The sequence below is a fragment of the Pantoea sp. SGAir0175 genome (assembly GCF_043547855.1).
The window spans coordinates 2,540,221-2,559,009 of record NZ_CP028081.1 but is presented as its reverse complement, the minus strand read 5'-3'; the positions used below and the strand labels follow the sequence as shown (position 1 = coordinate 2,559,009).

Here is an 18,789-nt window from a genome sequence, read left to right as displayed (position 1 = left end):
CTGGCGGTGGTACACCGCCGGATTTCGCTTGCATTTGGCTGTACGCTGCGCATAATCGCAAACCGCAATAATAATGATTCTCAGTATAGTTTGCATCAGGGGATAACCATGCGCAGAACGCCTTTCAATCCCGGAATGAAACCGACGCTGCTGGCCATGCTGGTCAGCGCCGGTTGTTTGCCAGTGATGGCTGCTACCACTAACACCAGTAAAACGACCCAGAGCGCTAACGAACAGCAGACGCTGACCGTCACCGCCACGCCGCAGAGTGAATTCAAACCCGGCGGCAACGACTTAGTACCGGCCTTTCTCGACGGCCAGATTGCCCACGGCGGTCGCCTCGGCATGCTGGGCGAGCAAAACGCCATGGACGTGCCGTTCAACGTCATCGGCTATACGGCAAAAATGATTCAGGACCAGCAAGCGCAAACCATCGCCGATGTGGTGCGCAACGATGCGGGCGTGCAGAACGTCAAAGGTTACGGCAATTTTGCTGAAACTTACCGCATTCGGGGTTTTACTCTCGACGGCGATGATATGACTTTCGGCGGTCTGCCGGGCGTGGTGCCGCGCCAGGTGATGGACGCTTCGCTGATCGATCGCGTGGAGATCTTCAAAGGCGCGAACAGTCTGGTTAACGGCGCAGCCAGTTCCGGCGTCGGCGGTATGATTAACCTCGAGCCGAAACATGCCGAAGATACGCCGATCAATCGCGTTGGCCTCGATTACACCTCCTCGTCTCAGGTTGGCGGAACGCTGGACGTGGGGCGTCGCTTTGGCGATAACAATCAGTTTGGCGTGCGGGTTAACGCCGTGCATCGCGAAGGCGAAACCGGCGTTGACGGCGAGAAAAAACGCACCACGGCGGCTTCGGTCGGTCTTGATTATCGCGGCGACCGGCTGCGCACCTCGCTGGACGTTGGCTATCAAAAGAAAACCTTCCATGACGGCTTACAGGGCGTGAAATTCGCCAGCGCCGGCGTGATCCCGGCGGTGCCGTCAAATTCGCATAATTACAGCCAGAAATGGGTGTACAGCGATATGGAATCTGAATTCGGTATCGCCAAAGCAGAATACGATATTACCGACAGCTGGACGGCGTATGCCGGCCTCGGCGCACAGCACGCCCATGAAACCGGCAACTACGGCGCGCCGACCATTACCAACAGCAACGGTGACGGCACCATCAGTAGCTTCTACTCCAACCGCATTCAGGACAACATGAGCGGCATGGTGGGGCTGCGCGGTGAGTTCCACACCGGTTTCGTCAGTCATAAAGTCAACGTGGGTTACTCGGCGCTGACCACCAATGCGAAAAATGCCTACAACATGTCGCTGGTGGGCACGCCGTTTAATATCTACCACAGCGGTGACGTGGCGGAACCGGCGGCCACCTTCGCCGGCGGCAAGTTCTCCGATCCGCTTACCACGTCGCGCACCCGCACCCAGGGCTATCTGCTGAGCGATACGCTGGGATTACTGGACGATACGCTGCTGGTGACCGTTGGTGCTCGCCATCAGAAAGTGGTGGTGCGCAGCTATAACTACAACACCGGCGCGGAAAGCGTTGATTCGCGCTTCACCAACGACCGCTGGATGCCAACGTACGGCGTGGTCTACAAGCCGTGGAAAGAAGTGGCGCTGTACGCGAACCATACGGAAGCGCTGCAGCCTGGTGAAGTAGCCCCTAAAGACGCCGTCAACTATGGCACCGTGACTGGCGTGGCGCACTCGAAGCAGAATGAGATCGGTGTGAAAACGGATTTCGGCCGCATCGGCGGCTCGCTGGGGCTGTTCGAAATCCAGAAACCGTCCGGCCTGATCAACAGTGACAATGTCTACGTCATGGATGGCGAGCAGCGCCATCGCGGCGTGGAAGCCAACGTGTTTGGTGAGCCGGTGCTGGGCCTGCGCCTCAACGCCAGCGCCACCTGGATCGATCCGGTGATGAAGAAAACCGCCGGCGGCACTTACGATGGCAAACAGGCGATCGGCGTGCCGCGCTACACCTACGTGCTGGGCGCGGAGTATGACATCAAGCCGGTGGAGGGTCTGACGGCGACGGCGCTGCTCAACCACAGCGGCTCTCAGTACGCCAACTCGGCCAACACCCTCAAGCTGGACAGCTATACCACGCTGGATCTTGGTATGCGTTACCGCATGAAGGTGAATCAGAACGATCTGGTGTGGCGCGTGGCGGTCGAAAACGTCACCAATGAGAAGTACTGGTCAAACGTTGATGACACCGGCACCTATCTCGCACAGGGCGACCCGCGCACGCTGAAAATCAGCATGAGCTACGATTTCTAAGCGGCCACCACGGGGCGTAGTGACGCTCCGTGGTCTTTTCCGCCAGAAATAGTGCTGTACGTTGGCCGCTATTCCATTACACTCTGTGCGGCAATCCCGCTGAAAAACGCCTCTTTCCTGTTGAGTCATCATGAGTTCACCCGCACCACCTGACGATCACGACGAACCTTTACGGCAACCGCTGGATGATGCGCACTTCGCCATTGTGGTACTTGCAGTGACCTCGGTTACCCTTATAATCTTCGTCCTGATGCTTACATTATGGATGAGCTGAGGCCAGCAACCGACTACGGACGCCCGCAAGGAGATGTCGATGGAATCCCGGGATGACAAACTGATCGCCATCATTGGACTGCTTTCCGCCTGCCTGATCGGCGTAGTGTTCCTTTTCACCATGACCTGGCTGACGGACGTGCGCCATCCAGCCGATCCGTCACTGGATGTACAAACCTGCCCGCCCAAAACCGCCAGCCCGGTGCAGCACTCTTAATCCTGGGTGCGCCATTTAATCTGCTGACTGCGTAACTCCAGCGCCAGTGCTTCATGCAGGGTGCGATTGCCATTGGGATCGCCCAGACCAAACAGCGCGCCAGGCGAGCGCCGATCGTCGGCCCACGCCGGATACTCCACCACCGGATAGAGCGAAATGCCTTCCAGCGCCACGCCCTGCGCTAAGGCCAGCCGCGCTTCATCACTGACATGCCGCAGCCAGGGCGCGCGCGCGTCGCCTTCCGCGCCGGTTTCTGCCAGCAGCAGCGGGCGCTGATAACGCTGCCAGCACTGCATAAGCAGCCGGTGCAGCGGCTGACGCTGCGGATGATCGGGTGGAATGGTGTCGCCGGAGAAGAACCAGTGGTTGTCGGGATAATAGTTCAGCCCCAGGATGTCGAGAAAATCGGGCTGACCACCCAGCTCCGGCGCATCGCGTCCTGCCAGCCAGTCCCAGGCTTCAAACTGCGCCTGATGCTGGCTGTCGGCATAGGGTTTGCTGTCGGGGTTATGCGGATCGGCGGCGATCTGCACCAGCGGGTCGGTCAGCACGAAGCGGGCGTCCGGATAGACGTCGCGAATGGCGTGCATGGCCGTCAGCGAGGCGCGCACCAGCTGACGTTTCAGTTCGCGGCCGCGCGCGCTGGCGTAGGGATCGAGCCACGAGACATCGGCGCCGGCCCAGGACCAGAAGGATATCTGATTGATAGGCGTAAAGAACGGCTGCTCCACGCCCTCATCCCGCATCAGCTGAGCCATGGCGCGTGCGAAGCGGCCAAAGTGCTCCACAAACGCCGGCTTCCAGATATCGAGATGATCGGGGTAGCCAAAGTGCGCCAGCTCCCAGATGATTTGTAAATCATGGCGCGCCGCCGCGTGAATCATCGGCAGAAAGGTGCGCCAGTCGTATTCACCTGGCGTGGCTTCAATCAGGTGCCAGCGGGCGCCGTCGCGCGCGGTGCGCAATCCTTCCTGCGCCAGCGCGGCGTAATCTTTCTCCAGCAGCATGTCGTGGCCGCTGCTGATGACCATATCCAGTCGTCGCCCGCCGCTGCGGCAGGCGGTAGAGCAGGGGAAGCTGCCCTGAAAAAAGCTGCGAAATAGCCGGGGCTGATGGCGCGGGGATAGCTGAGTCATGATCTTCTCCTCACGAAGAACGCCGGATGCAGAACGCCTGGCTAAGTCTAGACTAAATTAACGCCGCACCCGACGCGGAAGTAGACGGCTCTGATTGCCTTTACGTGCGGTGATACCAACAATAACAGCTTCAGTGTAAGCAGGGATTGAGTATGAGCGAAGCGGCACTGCGTTCCTCACGCGAACGGCCGGGCGACGGGCTGAGAGAACATGCGCAACAGCAATGTGCCCGTCATCCGGGACTGAGCGGCATTCATCCGCTGAACGATGGGCTGGATGCGTTTGCGGCACGCTATCTGCTGATGGGCATGGCGCAGCACACCATCGACGTCCAGTATTACATCTGGCACAACGACATGTCCGGACGCCTGCTATTCAGCGCGCTGCTGGATGCGGCGGAGCGCGGCGTACAGGTGCGCCTGCTGCTGGATGACAACAATACGCCCGGGCTGGATGAAACGCTGGCCGAACTCGATCGGCATCCGAATATCGCCGTGCGGCTGTTTAATCCCTTCTCGTTTCGAACCCTGCGCGCGCTGGGCTATCTGACCGACTTCGCCCGCCTGAATCGCCGGATGCACAACAAAAGCCTGACCGTGGACGGCGCGGTAACGCTGGTGGGCGGCCGTAACATCGGCGACGAATATTTTGGCACCGGCAATGAGCCACTGTTTACCGATCTCGACGTGCTGGCGCTGGGGCCGGCGGTAGATGAAGTGGCGGAAGATTTCGCCCGCTATTGGCACAGCAAAGCGGTATCGCCGTTGCGCAGCGTCGTGGACACCGGCGCACCGCCGCATGAAGCGGTGCGTTTACCGCCGGAGTGGCAGCAGAGCGAGGCGGTGCAGCGCTATCTGGCGCGGCTGGAGAAATCCTCGTTTGTCAGCCAGCTGGAGCAGGGCTCGCTGAGCATGACCTGGGCACACACACGGCTGCTAAGTGACGATCCGCGCAAAGGGCTGGGCAAAGCGAAGCGCTCCTCTTTGCTGCCGCAGCGCATGCTGGAGGTGATCGGCACGCCGCAGCAGCAGTTCGATATTATTTCGGCCTATTTTGTCCCGACCCGGGCCGGGGTGGCACAGCTGCTGGCGCTGAAGCGGCGGGGCGTTAAGATCGCCATCTTAACCAACTCGCTGGCCGCCAATGATGTCACCGTGGTTCACGCCGGCTATGCGCGCTGGCGCAAGAAGCTGCTGCGTCACGGCATTGCGCTCTATGAACTGAAGCCGCAGGCCAATGCCGCGGATGCCCCGCACGATCGCGGTCTGACCGGGAATTCCGGCTCCAGCCTGCACGCCAAGACTTTCACCGTCGATAACCGCAAAGTGTTTATTGGCTCGTTTAATTTCGATCCGCGTTCGGCGGTGCTGAATACGGAGATGGGGCTGGTGATTGAGAGCGAAGCGCTGGCGCAGCAGACCCATCAGCGCTTCAGCAGCGGCATGCGCGACCGCGCCTGGGCACTGCGGCTGGATAAGTGGGGCCGCGTTAACTGGGTGGAGTACAGCGGCGAAGCGCGGGAAGTGGTACATAAGCACGAGCCGCAGTGCACGCTATTGCAGCGTTTGCTGGTGCGGCTGGTATGGCGTCTGCCGGTGGAGTGGCTGCTATAGCCGGGCTGCACCGCGCGCAGCCCGGCGGGTAAGCACGCCGTTACGTCTGCGCGGAGGTCTCTGGTTTACGCTGCGGCTTGCCGGAGAACAAAAAGCGCAGCAGCGGGATACGCAGATGAATTTCGTACAGGGCAAAGGCAACGCCAAACACCATCAGCAGGCCGACAAAGAAGCCCAGCGTATTACTGCTGATGTGTGGCGTAACATAGATGCCGTACAGGATGGTCAGCGGATGGTGCACCAGATAAATAAACAGCGACGCGTTCACCAGATACATGATGCGCGGCGAGTGGCTGTTCAGCAGCTTGTGGCCGAAGCTGAAGCAGACGTTCAGCATACACAAGCCCATCAGTGTAGAAATGATGGCATCAAGCTCGTAAAGCCAGCCTTCACCGCTGCTGTAGCGCTGATTCAGGCTGTACGCGATAAACACCGCAATGGCACCAAAGCACATCACCGGATTAAAACGCACAAACAGCGCTTTCAGCGCCTGATGTTTCCAGCTCAGTGCACCCAGCATAAAGAACGGCAGGAAGAACAGCGACTGCATTACCGCAATGCTGAACAGGCCATCCATTAACAACGCGGGGGCAAAGTGGAAAATCAGCCGACGGAAGGCGCACCACACCAGCGCATAAGCCAGCAGGGCCAGCGTCAGCTTGCCCCAGCCAACCTGCTGATAATCGATGCGGCGCTGCTGATCACGCAGCCAGCGGAAGCTCAGCATGCCAAACGCGGTCAGAATCACCAGTACCAGTAAAAACCACAGGTGCGAAATCAGATCCCACATCAGTGCGTTGTACTTGTCATACAGCGAGAAGTTTGCCCAGTCGCCGACTTTGCTGGTGAGATTTTTCAGCATAAAAAACTGTGGCAGGGTAATGAGCGGAACCGCGGTTAACAGCGGAATGCCGACGCGCTCCAGCCGCACCTGCAGCCAGCGGTTGGGCTGATAGCGCAGATAGAGCATATACGAGAAATAACCTGAAATAACAAAGAACACCTGCATGCGGAAGGCGTGAATAAAATCATTCAGCACCGTCAGCCACAGTGAGGCGTCCTGGCTGTTAACCGACCAGCGTTGGGTCGAGTAAATCAGCGAGACGTGGAAAGGCACGCCCAGCAGCATTAAATACGCTCGAATCGAGTCGAGGAAATATTCACGTTCGGGTTTGGCTGAACTCATAAGCTTCCGGTTTGTCAGTTTACTTGCCGGTTTCACCCTGAAACCGGATTATGCCGGACGAAATTCTACCGGCTGTAAACAGCGTATACTATCAGGTGAATCTGTTTCTTAATCTTCCGGGTTTAATTATCCGAAAAGTACACTTTCGGCTTACGAATCAGGGGAACAATCTTTTACATAAGCTGTCGGAAAACCGAATAATCCTTTAAGATAAATGGGTTTGATCTAAGCACACGAAAGGGGGGGATGTGCTGACTAAAGTGAAGAATAATGGCGGGCTGGTGAAGATGCGCTGGGTAGGCGCAGCAGTTCTGCTGGCGTTGTACGCCAACAATAGCTGGGCGTTCAACATTGATGATGTGGCAAAGCAAGCTAAGGCGCTGGCAGGGAAAGGTTTTGAAGCGCCAAAAAGCAATTTACCCTCTCAGTTTCGTGAAATGAAGTTTGCTGACTATCAGCAGATCCAGTTTAACCACGACAAAGCATACTGGGGCAAACTGCGCACGCCGTTTAAGCTCGAGTTCTATCATCAGGGCATGTATTTCGACACGCCGGTGAAAATCAATGAAGTCACCGCGTCTTCGGTACGTGAAATCAAATATAACCCTGACTACTTCAATTTCGGCAACGTGAAACACGATGCCGATGCGGTGAAAAACCTCGGTTTTGCCGGTTTCAAAGTGCTGTATCCTTTAAATAAAAAGGGTAAAGACGATGAGATCACCAGCTTCCTGGGTGCCAGCTATTTCCGCGTGATTGGCGAAGGCCAGGTGTATGGCCTGTCGGCGCGTGGTCTGGCGATTGATACCGCGCTGCCTTCCGGTGAGGAGTTCCCGCGCTTTAAAGAGTTCTGGATTGAGCGGCCGAAGCCGCAGGATAAACAGCTGGTGATTTATGCGCTGCTGGATTCTCCGCGCGCCGCTGGTGCCTATCGCTTTGTGATCCAGCCGGGCAAAGAGTCCACCGTGGACGTGCAGTCTAAAGTGTATCTGCGTGACAACGTCGGCAAACTCGGCGTAGCCCCACTCACCAGTATGTTCCTGTTTGGCGCTAACCAGCCGTCGCCGGTCAGCAACTTCCGTCAGGAATTGCATGATTCGAACGGCCTGTCGATTCACGCCGGAAATGGCGAGTGGATCTGGCGTCCGCTCAATAACCCGAAACACCTGGCGGTCAGCACCTTTACCATCGAAAACCCGAAAGGCTTCGGTCTGCTGCAGCGTGGCCGTGACTTCAGCCATTACCAGGACCTGGACGACCGCTATGATCTGCGTCCAAGCGGCTGGGTTGAGCCGCAGGGCGACTGGGGCAAAGGCCGCGTAGAGCTGGTGGAGATCCCGACGGCAGATGAAACCAACGATAACATCGTGGCCTTCTGGACGCCGGAGAGCCTGCCAGAGCCAGGCAAAGAGATGAACTTCAAATACCGTCTGCACTTTACGCGTGATGAAAACCAGCTGCACCAGGACGATGTGGCCTGGGTGAAAGACACGCTGCGTTCTGCGGGCGATGTGAAGCAGTCTAACCTGGTGCGTCAGCCGGATGGTTCCATCGCCTTTACCGTGGACTTTGTTGGTAAAGCGATGAGCAAGCTGCCGGAAAACACCCAGGTGGCGCCGCAGGTCAGCGTCGGTAACAACGCCGACGTGGTCGAGCAGAGCGTACGCTACAATCCGGTCACCAAAGGCTGGCGTCTCGTGCTGCGTCTGCGCGTGAAAGACAACAAGCAGCCGACCGAAATGCGTGCGGCGCTGGTGAGCGGCGACAAGACATTGACGGAAACCTGGAGCTATCAGTTACCTGCCAATGAATAAATCGACTTATTTACCTCAATCTTACGTGGAGGCGCTGCCGCTTGATGCGGCAGCACGCGCCACGCTCAGCGCCTCGCTGCAGAATGCGCAGGCGTTTCATGCCATTCACAGCGCGCTGGGGCAGGATATCGCCGCCAGCGAACGGCCGGACGATGCGCCGCTGAAATCGGTCTCGTCGCGCGTATCCATGGCGTGGCCGGATTCGCTCGCCGGTGGCCAGCAGCTCAGTAAAGATTATCTCGACCGCACCACGCTGAAGGCGATGCCGCCAGTGAAGCGTTCGCTGATGTTCCCGGAAGCCTGGCGGACTAACCCGATCGCGCGCGCCTGGGATTCCCTGCGCGGGCAGAAAGGCAACCCACGCTATGCCACGGTGGAAGAGCAGAAAGCGGAAGACAAATGGCGCCACGTGGGTTCCATGCGTCGCTACGTGCTGCTGATTCTGACCATTCTGCAGACCGTGGTCGCCACCTGGTACATGAAAACCATTCTGCCGTATCAGGGCTGGACGCTGCTCGATCCGGTCGAGCTGTTTAACCAGAACTGGCTGCAGTCGGTGGAGCTGATCCTGCCGTATATTCTGCAGACTGGCATCCTGTTCCTGTTTGCCATCCTGTTCTGCTGGGTATCGGCCGGTTTCTGGACCGCGCTGATGGGCTTCCTGCAGCTGCTGATCGGCCGCGATAAGTACAGCATCTCGTACTCGACCACCGGGGATGAGCCGCTCAATCCGGAACATCGCACCGCGCTGATCATGCCAATCTGTAACGAAGACGTGGAACGCGTGTTCGCCGGTCTGCGCGCCACCTGGGAGTCGGTGAAACGCACCGGTAACGCGGAGCATTTCGATGTTTACATCCTGAGCGACAGCTACGATGCCGACATCGCCATCGCCGAGCAAAAAGCGTGGATGGAGCTGGTGCGGGATGTCGGTGGGGCGGGCAAGATCTTCTATCGCCGTCGTCGCCGCCGCGTGAAGCGTAAAAGCGGCAACATCGATGACTTCTGCCGTCGCTGGGGCAGCAACTACAGCTACATGGTAGTGCTGGACGCCGACAGCGTGATGAGCGGTGAGTGTCTCACCGGTCTGGTGCGCATGATGGAAGCGAACCCGAACGCCGGTATTATCCAGTCGTCGCCAAAGGCGTCAGGCATGGATACGCTGTATGCGCGCTGTCAGCAGTTCGCCACCCGCGTTTACGGGCCGCTGTTTACCGCTGGTCTGCACTTCTGGCAGCTGGGCGAATCGCACTACTGGGGGCACAACGCCATCATTCGCGTGCAGCCATTTATTGAACACTGTGCGCTGGCGCCGCTGCCGGGTGAAGGCTCCTTCGCCGGTTCGATCCTGTCACATGACTTCGTGGAAGCGGCGCTGATGCGTCGTGCCGGCTGGGGCGTGTGGATCGCCTACGATCTGCCGGGTTCTTATGAAGAGCTGCCGCCGAACCTGCTGGACGAGCTGAAGCGTGACCGTCGCTGGTGCCACGGCAACCTGATGAACTTCCGCCTGTTCCTGGTAAAAGGCATGCACCCGGTGCACCGCGCGGTGTTCCTGACCGGCGTGATGTCCTACCTGTCGGCACCGCTGTGGTTTATGTTCCTTGCGTTGTCGACCGCCCTGCAGGTGGTGCATACGCTGATGGAACCGACCTACTTCCTGCAGCCGCGTCAGCTGTTCCCGGTGTGGCCGCAGTGGCGTCCGGATTTGGCCATTGCGCTGTTCTCCACCACGCTGGTGCTGCTGTTCCTGCCAAAACTGCTCAGCGTGGTGCTAATCTGGTTTAAAGGGGCGAAACCGTACGGTGGCGCATTCCGCCTGTTCCTCTCGCTGCTGCTGGAGATGCTGTTCTCGGTGCTGCTGGCACCGGTGCGCATGCTATTCCACACCGTGTTTGTGGTCAGCGCGTTCCTCGGCTGGGAAGTGGTGTGGAACTCGCCGCAGCGTGACGATGACGCCACGCCGTGGAGCGAAGCGTTCCGTCGCCATGGTTCACAGATGCTGCTGGGCATTGTCTGGGCCGTCGGGATGGGCGTGCTCGATCTCAACTTCCTGTGGTGGCTGGCGCCAATCGTCTTCTCGCTGATTCTGTCGCCGTTTGTCTCGGTGATGTCGAGTCGTGCCACGGTCGGGCTGAAGAGTAAGCGTGCAAAGCTGTTCCTGATCCCGGAAGAGTATGAGCCGCCGAAAGAGCTGGTCGACACCGATCACTATCTGCAGCTGAACCGGGAACGTGCGCTGAAGCATGGCTTTATGCATGCGCTGTTCAATCCGGCGTTCAACGCGCTGGCGACGGCGATGGCGACATCGCGCCATAAGCAGAGCGCACTGCTGGATCACGCACGCGATCGCCGCGTCGATCAGGCATTGAGCGATGCACCGGAAAAACTGAATCGCGAACAGCGTCTGCAGCTGATCAGCGATCCGGTGGTGCTGGCGCGCGTGCACACGCGCTTGTGGGAAAGTGCGGATAAATATCATCAGTGGGTAGAGAGTTATCAGAAACTCACGCTTAACCCGCAGGCGCTGCCTCAGCGCGCCTGACAGGCTAACGGTGATGAAAAAGCGGCAGCGATGCCGCTTTTTTTATGCCTGCGCTTTAGCGAAGTGCTTAACGCGCCTCACACAATCTTTACGCATAAAGACATAGCGGTTTAGCTGCACCCGCAGCTAAAATGGCGCGATGACGCGTGCCAGCGTTCCTGAGCACATTTAAACAGTCACTGACGCACATCAGAATCAGGGGTGTCAGTTCAGGGTGAGTAAATGCAGTGAAATATTGCCTGAAGTTAATTGCGCTGTGCGCCGCCATTTTACTGCTCACGGGCTGTGGCAGCATTATCAGCCGGACCGTACCCGGACAGGGGCACGGTAACCAGTATTATCCGGGCGTGCAGTGGGATGTGCGTGACGGGCCGTGGCGCGTGCTGACCATTCTCGATCTGCCGCTGTCGCTGGTGATGGACACGCTGCTACTGCCGGTTGACGCACAGCACGGCCCGTACGAGTAACTTACGCCCAGTTGTCTGACGGACTGTCGTCGTCTTCCCACTCTTCGGCCGCTGCCTCGCCTTCTTCCAGGTCGCGCGGCGGCTCCAGCTGAAATTCGCCTTCATCCCATTCGTGCAGGGTATTTTCCGACTGCCACTCCTGGCGCAGCTCAATTTCATCGAAATTACCGTCGAACACCGCCTGCGCCGCTTCACCGCTGCAAATTGGCAGGCATTCGCCCTGGCCATCTTCATCAGCGAAAAACTCCGCCTGCCACATAATGTCGCCATCCTGCATCACGTACTTCTGCAGCGCAAACTGGCTGACGCTGGCGTCATCCTGCTCCAGTTCAGGCTGGCTGGCGAGGAACTCTTCGCGTGCGGCTTCAATGGCTTCTTCTAACGTACTATACAGGCTCATCTGCAACTCCTTGTCAGTGCAAAAAGGGATTTCACAGAAGAATAGACGAAAATTGGCAGCTGTCAGGGCGGGAGAGAACAATGACGGGGTGGATGCGTAAAAAGTCATCCACCCGCGCCGGTTACATCATTTTTTGCGGAAAGTGCAGAACCGGTCGTACCGACTCGCGTAACACGGGTGCAGAATAACGGATGCAGCATTTAATACAGGGTTTCACCTTTTTAAAATTAATTCGTGCGGTGGCCAAAGCCTGATTTAAATTATAGAGCGTACCGATGAACACCATATCCTCCTTAACCGGCAGACGTTTACACTCCTTCCGATGCAGCAGATGGTAACCCTCCTGATCGGTACTGATCGTCACGTAGTAGTAGATACCTTTATTCATATTATGTGTCCTGAATATATTTGCTGTGTGTAATCTTTTTATATTTTTAAACGCGCAGTTAACGAACTAACTGTCAGGGTCGAAACTAACTGGATTCAATCGGGCTAACCAATTCCATAAAGATATATTAAAGATGAATTTTTAATCAAAAGAGAATATGGCGGTGAACTTTCAGACAAACACTTGTTTAATCAGTAAAATTTATTAGATAAGTAAGTAAGAAGGCAAGCCTGAGTAAAATTAAATAGGAAAAGGCCTGGAAGTCGTCAAAATCAGATCCGCACCCGTCAAATTTTACGCGTATTGCTGTATAAACTCAGGCACTGAAAAGCAGCGGCGGGCGAGGGAGAAAGCGTTAGCGTAGCAGCGAAAAACCGTGATTAATGCGCAAGATAGCAGCAGGAGGCGTAAAGGCTGCCGTTAACTTAAGTGTCAGCGAGTGGAAGACATAGCAGTTCAGGCTGGGCCTTTTTTTGCGCGCCACTGCGCAGAGAATCACATGAATTAAGGCAAATGTGCGGTAAATAACGCGGGGCATTGATAATACCCCGCAACCGATCAATAGCGTGAAGGCTGCCCTTCGGGGCGGGTTTTAAAGCGGCGATGCAGCCACATATACTGCTCAGGCGCCAGCAACACCGTCTCTTCCACCACTTTATTCATCACGATAGCGGTATCCAGTTCACTCTCCAGTGAGAATTTGTGGCGGATATCCGGCATCATTTTCAGTTCGTAGCCGCGGCCGTGCGGCAGGCGGCGTGCCAGAAACGGCACCACGCTCGGATTGGCCAGACGAATCAGCATATGCGTGCCGGTGGTGGTCGCGGCTTCCTGAACGGCGAAGAACGGGGCGAATACACTGCTGCGCGGGCCGTAGTCGTGATCGGGCGCATACCAGATGATGTCGTTGTTCTTCATGGCGCGGATCATGCCTTTCAGATCTTTGCGATCCAGCATGCTTTTATTGGAACGCATGCGTCCCCAGGTTTGCAGCCAGTCCAGTAACTTGTTGTCGTTAGGGCGATACACGCCAATGCCCGGGTTGTACATGCCAAACACGCGCGCGCCCAGCTCCAGCGTCAGGAAGTGCATGCCAATCAGCAGAATGCCGCGCTTTTGGGCCAGCGCCTCGGTAACGTGCTCCAGGCCGCTGGTGCTGACCCATTTACGAATACGCCAGTCCGGCCAGAACCACGCCATGCCGGTCTCAATCAGCCCCATTCCCACCGATTCGAAATTGTGCTTCACCATGGCTTCACGTTCGCTGGTCGGCATATCCGGGAAGCACAGCGCCAGATTGCGTTGCGCAACCTGGACACGACGCTTCATAAAACGCATGGCAAGGCGTCCCAGCCCGCAGCCAGTCACGTACAGCAGCGGGTAGGGCAACAGCACCAGCACATAGAGGAAACCGATGCCCAGCCAGGTCAGCCAGTAGCGTGGATGAAGGAGTTCGCGGGTAAATTGCGGAAGTTGCGTCATGGAAATATCAATGTCCTGCGTCGTGTACCAGAGAGTCCGGTTTCTGTAATTGGCCGGGATTATGCCATTTTTTCTCTCTGACTGAAATCAACCATCCGTGCGTCAGCGCACGACGAACAGCATTTCTGCGCAGATATTAGCGAGCACAACGCAGAACCCCGTCGATTGTGGCTGATGGCAGGAGAATTGCACCAGAGGCTTTGCATCACGCTCAATTCAGGTATCATATGCGCGCTAAATTTCTCTGATTGCTAACAGGTGTTCACCATGCCAGTGTTACACAACCTCGTTTCCAATAAAGAGCTGAAAGAACGTATGCTGGCCGAAACCGAGCCGCGTACCACAGTCTCTTTTTATAAATACTTCCAGATTGCCGATCCACAGGCATTCCGCGACCGTCTCTATGTTGCCTTAACCCAGCTGAAGGTGTTCGGCCGCGTCTACGTGGCGCAGGAAGGGATTAATGCACAAATCAGCGTGCCGGCCAGTCGCTATGAGGCGATGAAGGCGATGCTCTATGCCTTTGACCCGGCGCTGGACAATCTGCGCATGAACATCGCGCTGGATGACGACGGCAAATCGTTCTGGGTGCTGCGCCTGAAAGTACGCGATCGCATCGTGGCTGACGGTATTGAAGACGGTAGCTTCGACGCCAGTAACGTCGGTAACTATCTTAAAGCGGCCGAAGTCAACGCCATGCTCGACGATCCGGATGCGGTGTTTGTGGATATGCGTAACCACTACGAATACGAAGTGGGCCACTTCGACAACGCGCTGGAAGTGCCAGCCGATACGTTCCGCGATCAGCTGCCGATGGCGGTGGATATGCTGCAGGCGCAGAAAGACAAAAAAATCGTCATGTACTGTACCGGCGGCATCCGCTGTGAAAAAGCCAGTGCGTGGATGAAGCACAACGGTTTTGATGATGTTTACCACATTGAAGGGGGCATCATCGAATATACCCGCCGCGCGCGCGAGCAGGGTTTACCGGTGCGCTTCAAAGGCAAAAACTTCGTGTTTGACGAGCGCATGGGCGAGCGTATCTCTGACGATATTCTCTCCAGCTGCCATCAGTGTGGTGCGCCGTGCGACAGCCACACCAACTGCGTTAATGACGGCTGCCATCTGCTGTTTATCCAGTGCCCGAGCTGTGCAGAAAAGTATCAGAACTGCTGCAGCCCGCTGTGCATGGAAGAGTCGAAACTGGCGCCGGAAGAGCAGCGCGCGCGCCGCGCTGGCCGTGAAAATGGCAACAAAGTGTTCAATAAATCGCGCGGTTTACTCAACATGACCATGGCGATCCCCGCGCCGGACAAAAAGTAACGGCTTAACAGCCTGGCGCATTGCCCGCCAGGCTGTACTGCTGATTACTGACGCACACCTTCGACTGAAATGATCAGCTCGGCTTTTTGCGAGGCCGGACCGAGATCTTTGCTGATGTTGAACTCTTTCAGCACGATTTCGCCGCTGGCGGCAAAGCCGGCGCGATAACCGCCCCACGGATCCTTGCCTTCCCCAATCAGCTGCGCATCCAGCGTGATCGGCTTCGTTACGCCGTTGAGCGTCAGGTTGCCGGTGATCTTATAATCCTTGCCCTGTTTTTTAACCTCAGTCGAGCTGAAGCTGGCCTGCGGGAATTTGCCGGTATTGAGGAAATCCGCGCTGCGCAAATGCTTGTCGCGCTCGGCATGGTTGGTATCGAGGCTGTTGGTATTGATGGTCACGTTGACCTTGTCCGCGGCCGGATTGGCTTCATCAAAGGTAAAGCTGCCATCAAAATCTTTAAAGCTGCCGTACAGCCAGCTGTAGCCAAGATGCTGAATGCGGAACTGGACAAACGCGTGCTGACCCTCTTTATCAAACTTATACTCAGCCGCGCTGGCACTCAGGCTGGTCGAAAAGAGGGCAGCGGCGCTGAGCGCCAGCAGGGTTTTCCTGATCATATTACTTTTCCTTTTCAGAGGTTAAGGGGATGCGGTAACCGAGCATCCGTTTCAGCGTCATGTCGCGATCGACAAAATGGTGTTTCAGCGCGCCCAGGGCGTGCAGGGCAGACAACAGCACCAGAGCCCACGCCAGCCATAAATGGACCTCACCGGCGACATCGGCCTGCTCACCCGCGCCGGTAAACAGTGCCGGTACCTCAAACCAGCCAAACACTGAGACCGGCTTGCCGTCTGCGGTAGAGATCAGATAGCCGCTGATCAGCAACACCAGCAGCAGGCCATACAGCAGCCAGTGCGCCGCATGGGCGGCACGGCGCACGTGCGGCGAGTAACTGGTGAGCGGTGCCGGCGGCGGCGATATCACGCGCCAGCACAGGCGCAGCAGCAGAGCGGCAAACAGTAAGATGCCGATGCCTTTGTGAATCTCAGGGGCGCTGTGATACCAGCCGTCGTAGTAGCCAAGCCCGACCATCCATAAACCCAGCGCGAACATACCGTAAATCGTCAGCGCCATCAGCCAGTGCAACGCAATGGTTAACGCACCGTAATGTCGTGGAGAATTACGCCACATAGTTAAGCCGTTATCAGGAAATAAGTGGTAATGAGAATCTACAACCTGAAATAGAAAATCAATCGTCCTTACTTTTCTATAACTTTGAATTTAGGGGTTCGATATATATGGCGAAAGGCTGGCGGTGTAATTCAATAATTCTGAATAGATAAGCAAATAGCCGTTTTAGCCCTGGCGGCTATGACTATTGCTACACCAAATGCGCCATAAACGCGGGCGGAAAGTAAATTTGTGTCAGGAAAGGTCAATGACTGCCAGTGCGCTCTGCACCGGCAGCAACACGATCAGGCAAAACGCGTAAGTGAGAAGGGCGTGAGGTCAAAGGAGAACGGTTTATTCTGCGCAAACTCGCTGGCCAGTTCACCCAGCACGCTGGCGAATTTAAACCCGTGGCCGCTCAGGCCGGTGATAATCAGTCGGTCAGGCTCGCCGGGCAGGGTATCGATAATAAAGTCTTCATCCGGCGTATTGTCATAGCTGCAGGCTTCGCCATGCAGGCACACACCTACGCCTGGCAGAAACTGGCGCAGGAAGCTAAAGGCTTCGTTACCGTCAGCGGCGATGCTGCCGAACGGTTTGCGGTCCGCTGGCGTCTGCATCGGCTGACCGCCATCGTGGCGTCCCACTTTCAGGGCATTATTGTCTGCCGGGAAGCCGTAGAAATGGCTGCCATCCGGCATCTCTACCGTAAAGCCGGGGAACTGGTTATTTTCGCTGTAGCGCCCATCGGCCTGATACCAGGCAAACACCTTGCGCACCGGCGTAACGGGCAGATTGTCCACCAGCTGACTGACCCAGGTGCCGGCGCTGATCAGCAGCTTGCGCGCGCGGAATACGCCATCGCTGGTGGTGACCTGCTGCAGATCGCCCTCGCGGCCAATCGCGCTGACCGGGCAGTTAAACAGCTGCGCGCAGCCGGCCTGTTCCGCCAGCTGCACCCAGCTGCGTACCGCCTGTTCGCATTTCAGGAAGCCAGAGTTGGGCTCAAATACGCCTACGTAGCCGTCCGGTACGCTAAGCTGCGGCCAGCGTTTACGCACCTCATCGGCCTGTAACACCTGCACCGCCAACTGCCAGCGGTTAGCGCTGTCGATCACGTTGTGAATGAAATCCGAGCTGGCCGGTGCCAGATTAAGAATGCCGCTGCGGTGCATGATGCGTTCGCCGCTCTGGCGCTCCAGCTCGTCCCACAGCGTCTGGGCGCGCAGCACCAGCGGCACGTAGCGTTCACCTTCGCCGTAAGCGTGACGAATCAGGCGGGTTTCGCCGTGATGCGTCCCCTGGCTGTGGGGCGGGTGCGCGCTGTCGATCATCAGCACCGACAGGCCCGCCTGGGTTGCGTAGAAACCCGCGGCAGCTCCGACGGAACCACTTCCCACCACAATCAGATCATAAACCATGACGACATCACTCCTGCAAAACGGCGATTTTTTTCAATAGCATATCAAAAGAGTGCGCCCATGAAAAAGGCACCCTGTAGGGTGCCTTTTCACGCGATGGTGATGATTAGTGCTTGCGATTATCGCGTAGGTATTGCTCAGTGGACTCGATCTTTGCAATGCCAGCTTCGAGGATAGAGATAAACTGTCTGGCTACGTCAGTTGTCAGCCAGTATGTTGGGCCCACGTCAGCTTCTTCTTCTTTCTGGTCCTGCGATGATAGCGAGTGCAGGCGGATCATCATGGCGTCATAGCTGTCAACGGTGCTGATATCCCATCCCACCAGCGGATGGGTCTGGATGACGTCTTTACTTCTGTCCATTATAACCTCCTTATTACTCGTTAAACGAAGTGCTTTCGAGGTTCAATGCGTCTGTATCTTGCACTAGCGAGATAATTATAACATGGAATTAACAGTACAGTAGTTAAAAAGTGTGGTGGTTAAAAACACAGCAAAATAAAAGCAGCCAAAAGCCGGTTTTCAACGAATAAATAAACGCCTTACGCAGCTGGGTATTTATTGTCGCAGCGCAACATGTCGTCATACCGATTATCGGCATCTCAGCATTAAAACTTTAACGGGCTGAACGCCAGGGTAAAAATCTGAAATTATCCCTGCGACTCGGCAGGCAACTGCCCTTTGCGCCGGTGGATCTCGTCCGCCAGCCGGGCAAAATGCTGCTGTAACTGAGCGTCATGATTCTGATTTTGCGCTTCGAGCGTCAGATTGTGTGCCAGCAGCTGGCTGGCGCGATCGTCCAGACAGAAGGTCAGCGTAGCAAAGGCATTTTCCAGCACGGTCAAACGGCGTTGCTGTTCAGCAATGAAGGCCAGCAATTCCCCAAACGTCATCGCCTCTTCTGGTTTTTCAGTAGTCATGTGCAACACACCTCCTGTAAGCACGACGAGGCAAGAATAGGACATCGTTTAATCAGAGTCTAGCTGGCGCGGGTTTTTCTGGCGAGCGGGAAATAAAAACAAAAAAGCCGGGCGGCGGGCCCG

17 protein-coding genes are annotated in these 18,789 nt (G+C 56.6%); 7 read left to right on the top strand and 10 right to left on the bottom strand.

From position 1 onward, the window contains the following. Nucleotides 1–108 precede the first annotated feature (108 nt). Together C1N56_RS11935 and C1N56_RS11930 are read left to right on the top strand one after the other, a co-directional pair. Nucleotides 109–2,310, top strand: coding sequence for a TonB-dependent receptor (locus C1N56_RS11935; RefSeq protein ID WP_394516684.1), 2,202 nt, complete (start codon nucleotides 109–111; stop codon nucleotides 2,308–2,310). Between the two features lie 313 nt (nucleotides 2,311–2,623). Next, entirely contained in the window at nucleotides 2,624–2,800 is a 177-nt protein-coding gene (locus C1N56_RS11930) for a hypothetical protein (protein WP_021506450.1), read from the top strand. On the opposite strand, the gene C1N56_RS11925 is transcribed toward C1N56_RS11930, so the two are convergent. Then, nucleotides 2,797–3,936: a beta-glucosidase gene (locus C1N56_RS11925; protein WP_127833908.1), complete on the bottom strand. Its 1,140-nt coding sequence runs from the start codon at nucleotides 3,934–3,936 to the stop codon at nucleotides 2,797–2,799. The genes C1N56_RS11930 and C1N56_RS11925 overlap by 4 nt on opposite strands. A 152-nt stretch (nucleotides 3,937–4,088) precedes the next feature. Here C1N56_RS11925 and C1N56_RS11920 point away from each other — a divergent pair, with 152 nt between their 5' ends. Beyond that, nucleotides 4,089–5,549 (top strand): phospholipase D-like domain-containing protein, encoded by a 1,461-nt coding sequence (locus C1N56_RS11920; RefSeq protein ID WP_021506448.1) that lies wholly within the window; start codon nucleotides 4,089–4,091, stop codon nucleotides 5,547–5,549. A gap of 40 nt (nucleotides 5,550–5,589) precedes the next feature. Here the strand turns inward: C1N56_RS11920 and mdoC are convergent, their stop codons facing one another. Beyond that, nucleotides 5,590–6,735, bottom strand: coding sequence for a glucans biosynthesis protein MdoC (gene mdoC, locus C1N56_RS11915; protein ID WP_394516683.1), 1,146 nt, complete (start codon nucleotides 6,733–6,735; stop codon nucleotides 5,590–5,592). A gap of 278 nt (nucleotides 6,736–7,013) precedes the next feature. On the opposite strand from mdoC, the gene C1N56_RS11910 reads away from it, so the two are divergent. From C1N56_RS11910 to C1N56_RS11900, 3 genes are all read left to right on the top strand, one after another. Beyond that, nucleotides 7,014–8,549: a glucan biosynthesis protein G gene (locus tag C1N56_RS11910; RefSeq protein ID WP_182688977.1), complete on the top strand. Its 1,536-nt coding sequence runs from the start codon at nucleotides 7,014–7,016 to the stop codon at nucleotides 8,547–8,549. Then, entirely contained in the window at nucleotides 8,542–11,094 is a 2,553-nt protein-coding gene (gene mdoH, locus C1N56_RS11905) for a glucans biosynthesis glucosyltransferase MdoH (RefSeq protein ID WP_222951065.1), read from the top strand. Before C1N56_RS11910 ends, mdoH begins: the two co-directional genes overlap by 8 nt. A gap of 227 nt (nucleotides 11,095–11,321) precedes the next feature. Continuing rightward, nucleotides 11,322–11,561 (top strand): YceK/YidQ family lipoprotein, encoded by a 240-nt coding sequence (locus tag C1N56_RS11900; RefSeq protein ID WP_021506444.1) that lies wholly within the window; start codon nucleotides 11,322–11,324, stop codon nucleotides 11,559–11,561. A 1-nt stretch (nucleotide 11,562) separates the two neighbouring features. Here the strand turns inward: C1N56_RS11900 and C1N56_RS11895 are convergent, their stop codons facing one another. The 3 genes from C1N56_RS11895 to C1N56_RS11885 form a co-directional block, all read right to left on the bottom strand. After that, complete coding sequence (locus C1N56_RS11895) at nucleotides 11,563–11,961, bottom strand: MysB family protein (protein ID WP_021506443.1); 399 nt, start codon at nucleotides 11,959–11,961, stop codon at nucleotides 11,563–11,565. A 121-nt stretch (nucleotides 11,962–12,082) separates the two neighbouring features. Continuing rightward, nucleotides 12,083–12,349 (bottom strand): hypothetical protein, encoded by a 267-nt coding sequence (locus C1N56_RS11890; protein ID WP_021506442.1) that lies wholly within the window; start codon nucleotides 12,347–12,349, stop codon nucleotides 12,083–12,085. Nucleotides 12,350–12,907: 558 nt separating this feature from the next. Then, entirely contained in the window at nucleotides 12,908–13,831 is a 924-nt protein-coding gene (locus C1N56_RS11885; protein WP_021506441.1) for a Kdo(2)-lipid IV(A) acyltransferase, read from the bottom strand. Nucleotides 13,832–14,098: 267 nt separating this feature from the next. Here C1N56_RS11885 and C1N56_RS11880 point away from each other — a divergent pair, with 267 nt between their 5' ends. Further along, nucleotides 14,099–15,154: an oxygen-dependent tRNA uridine(34) hydroxylase TrhO gene (locus tag C1N56_RS11880; protein ID WP_021506440.1), complete on the top strand. Its 1,056-nt coding sequence runs from the start codon at nucleotides 14,099–14,101 to the stop codon at nucleotides 15,152–15,154. A 44-nt stretch (nucleotides 15,155–15,198) separates the two neighbouring features. Here the strand turns inward: C1N56_RS11880 and C1N56_RS11875 are convergent, their stop codons facing one another. From C1N56_RS11875 to C1N56_RS11855, 5 genes are all read right to left on the bottom strand, one after another. Beyond that, entirely contained in the window at nucleotides 15,199–15,774 is a 576-nt protein-coding gene (locus C1N56_RS11875) for a YceI family protein (RefSeq protein ID WP_021506439.1), read from the bottom strand. A 1-nt stretch (nucleotide 15,775) separates the two neighbouring features. Further along, nucleotides 15,776–16,348, bottom strand: coding sequence for a cytochrome b (locus tag C1N56_RS11870; RefSeq protein ID WP_058759455.1), 573 nt, complete (start codon nucleotides 16,346–16,348; stop codon nucleotides 15,776–15,778). 284 nt (nucleotides 16,349–16,632) lie between these two features. Then, nucleotides 16,633–17,748, bottom strand: coding sequence for an N-methyl-L-tryptophan oxidase (gene solA / locus C1N56_RS11865; protein WP_058769615.1), 1,116 nt, complete (start codon nucleotides 17,746–17,748; stop codon nucleotides 16,633–16,635). A gap of 106 nt (nucleotides 17,749–17,854) precedes the next feature. Continuing rightward, nucleotides 17,855–18,109: a biofilm formation regulator BssS gene (gene bssS, locus C1N56_RS11860; protein WP_021506436.1), complete on the bottom strand. Its 255-nt coding sequence runs from the start codon at nucleotides 18,107–18,109 to the stop codon at nucleotides 17,855–17,857. Between the two features lie 287 nt (nucleotides 18,110–18,396). Then, nucleotides 18,397–18,666 carry a hypothetical protein gene (locus C1N56_RS11855; protein ID WP_010617279.1) on the bottom strand — a complete coding sequence of 90 codons (270 nt, stop codon included), beginning with the start codon at nucleotides 18,664–18,666 and terminating at the stop codon, nucleotides 18,397–18,399. Between the last annotated feature and the right edge of the window lie 123 nt (nucleotides 18,667–18,789).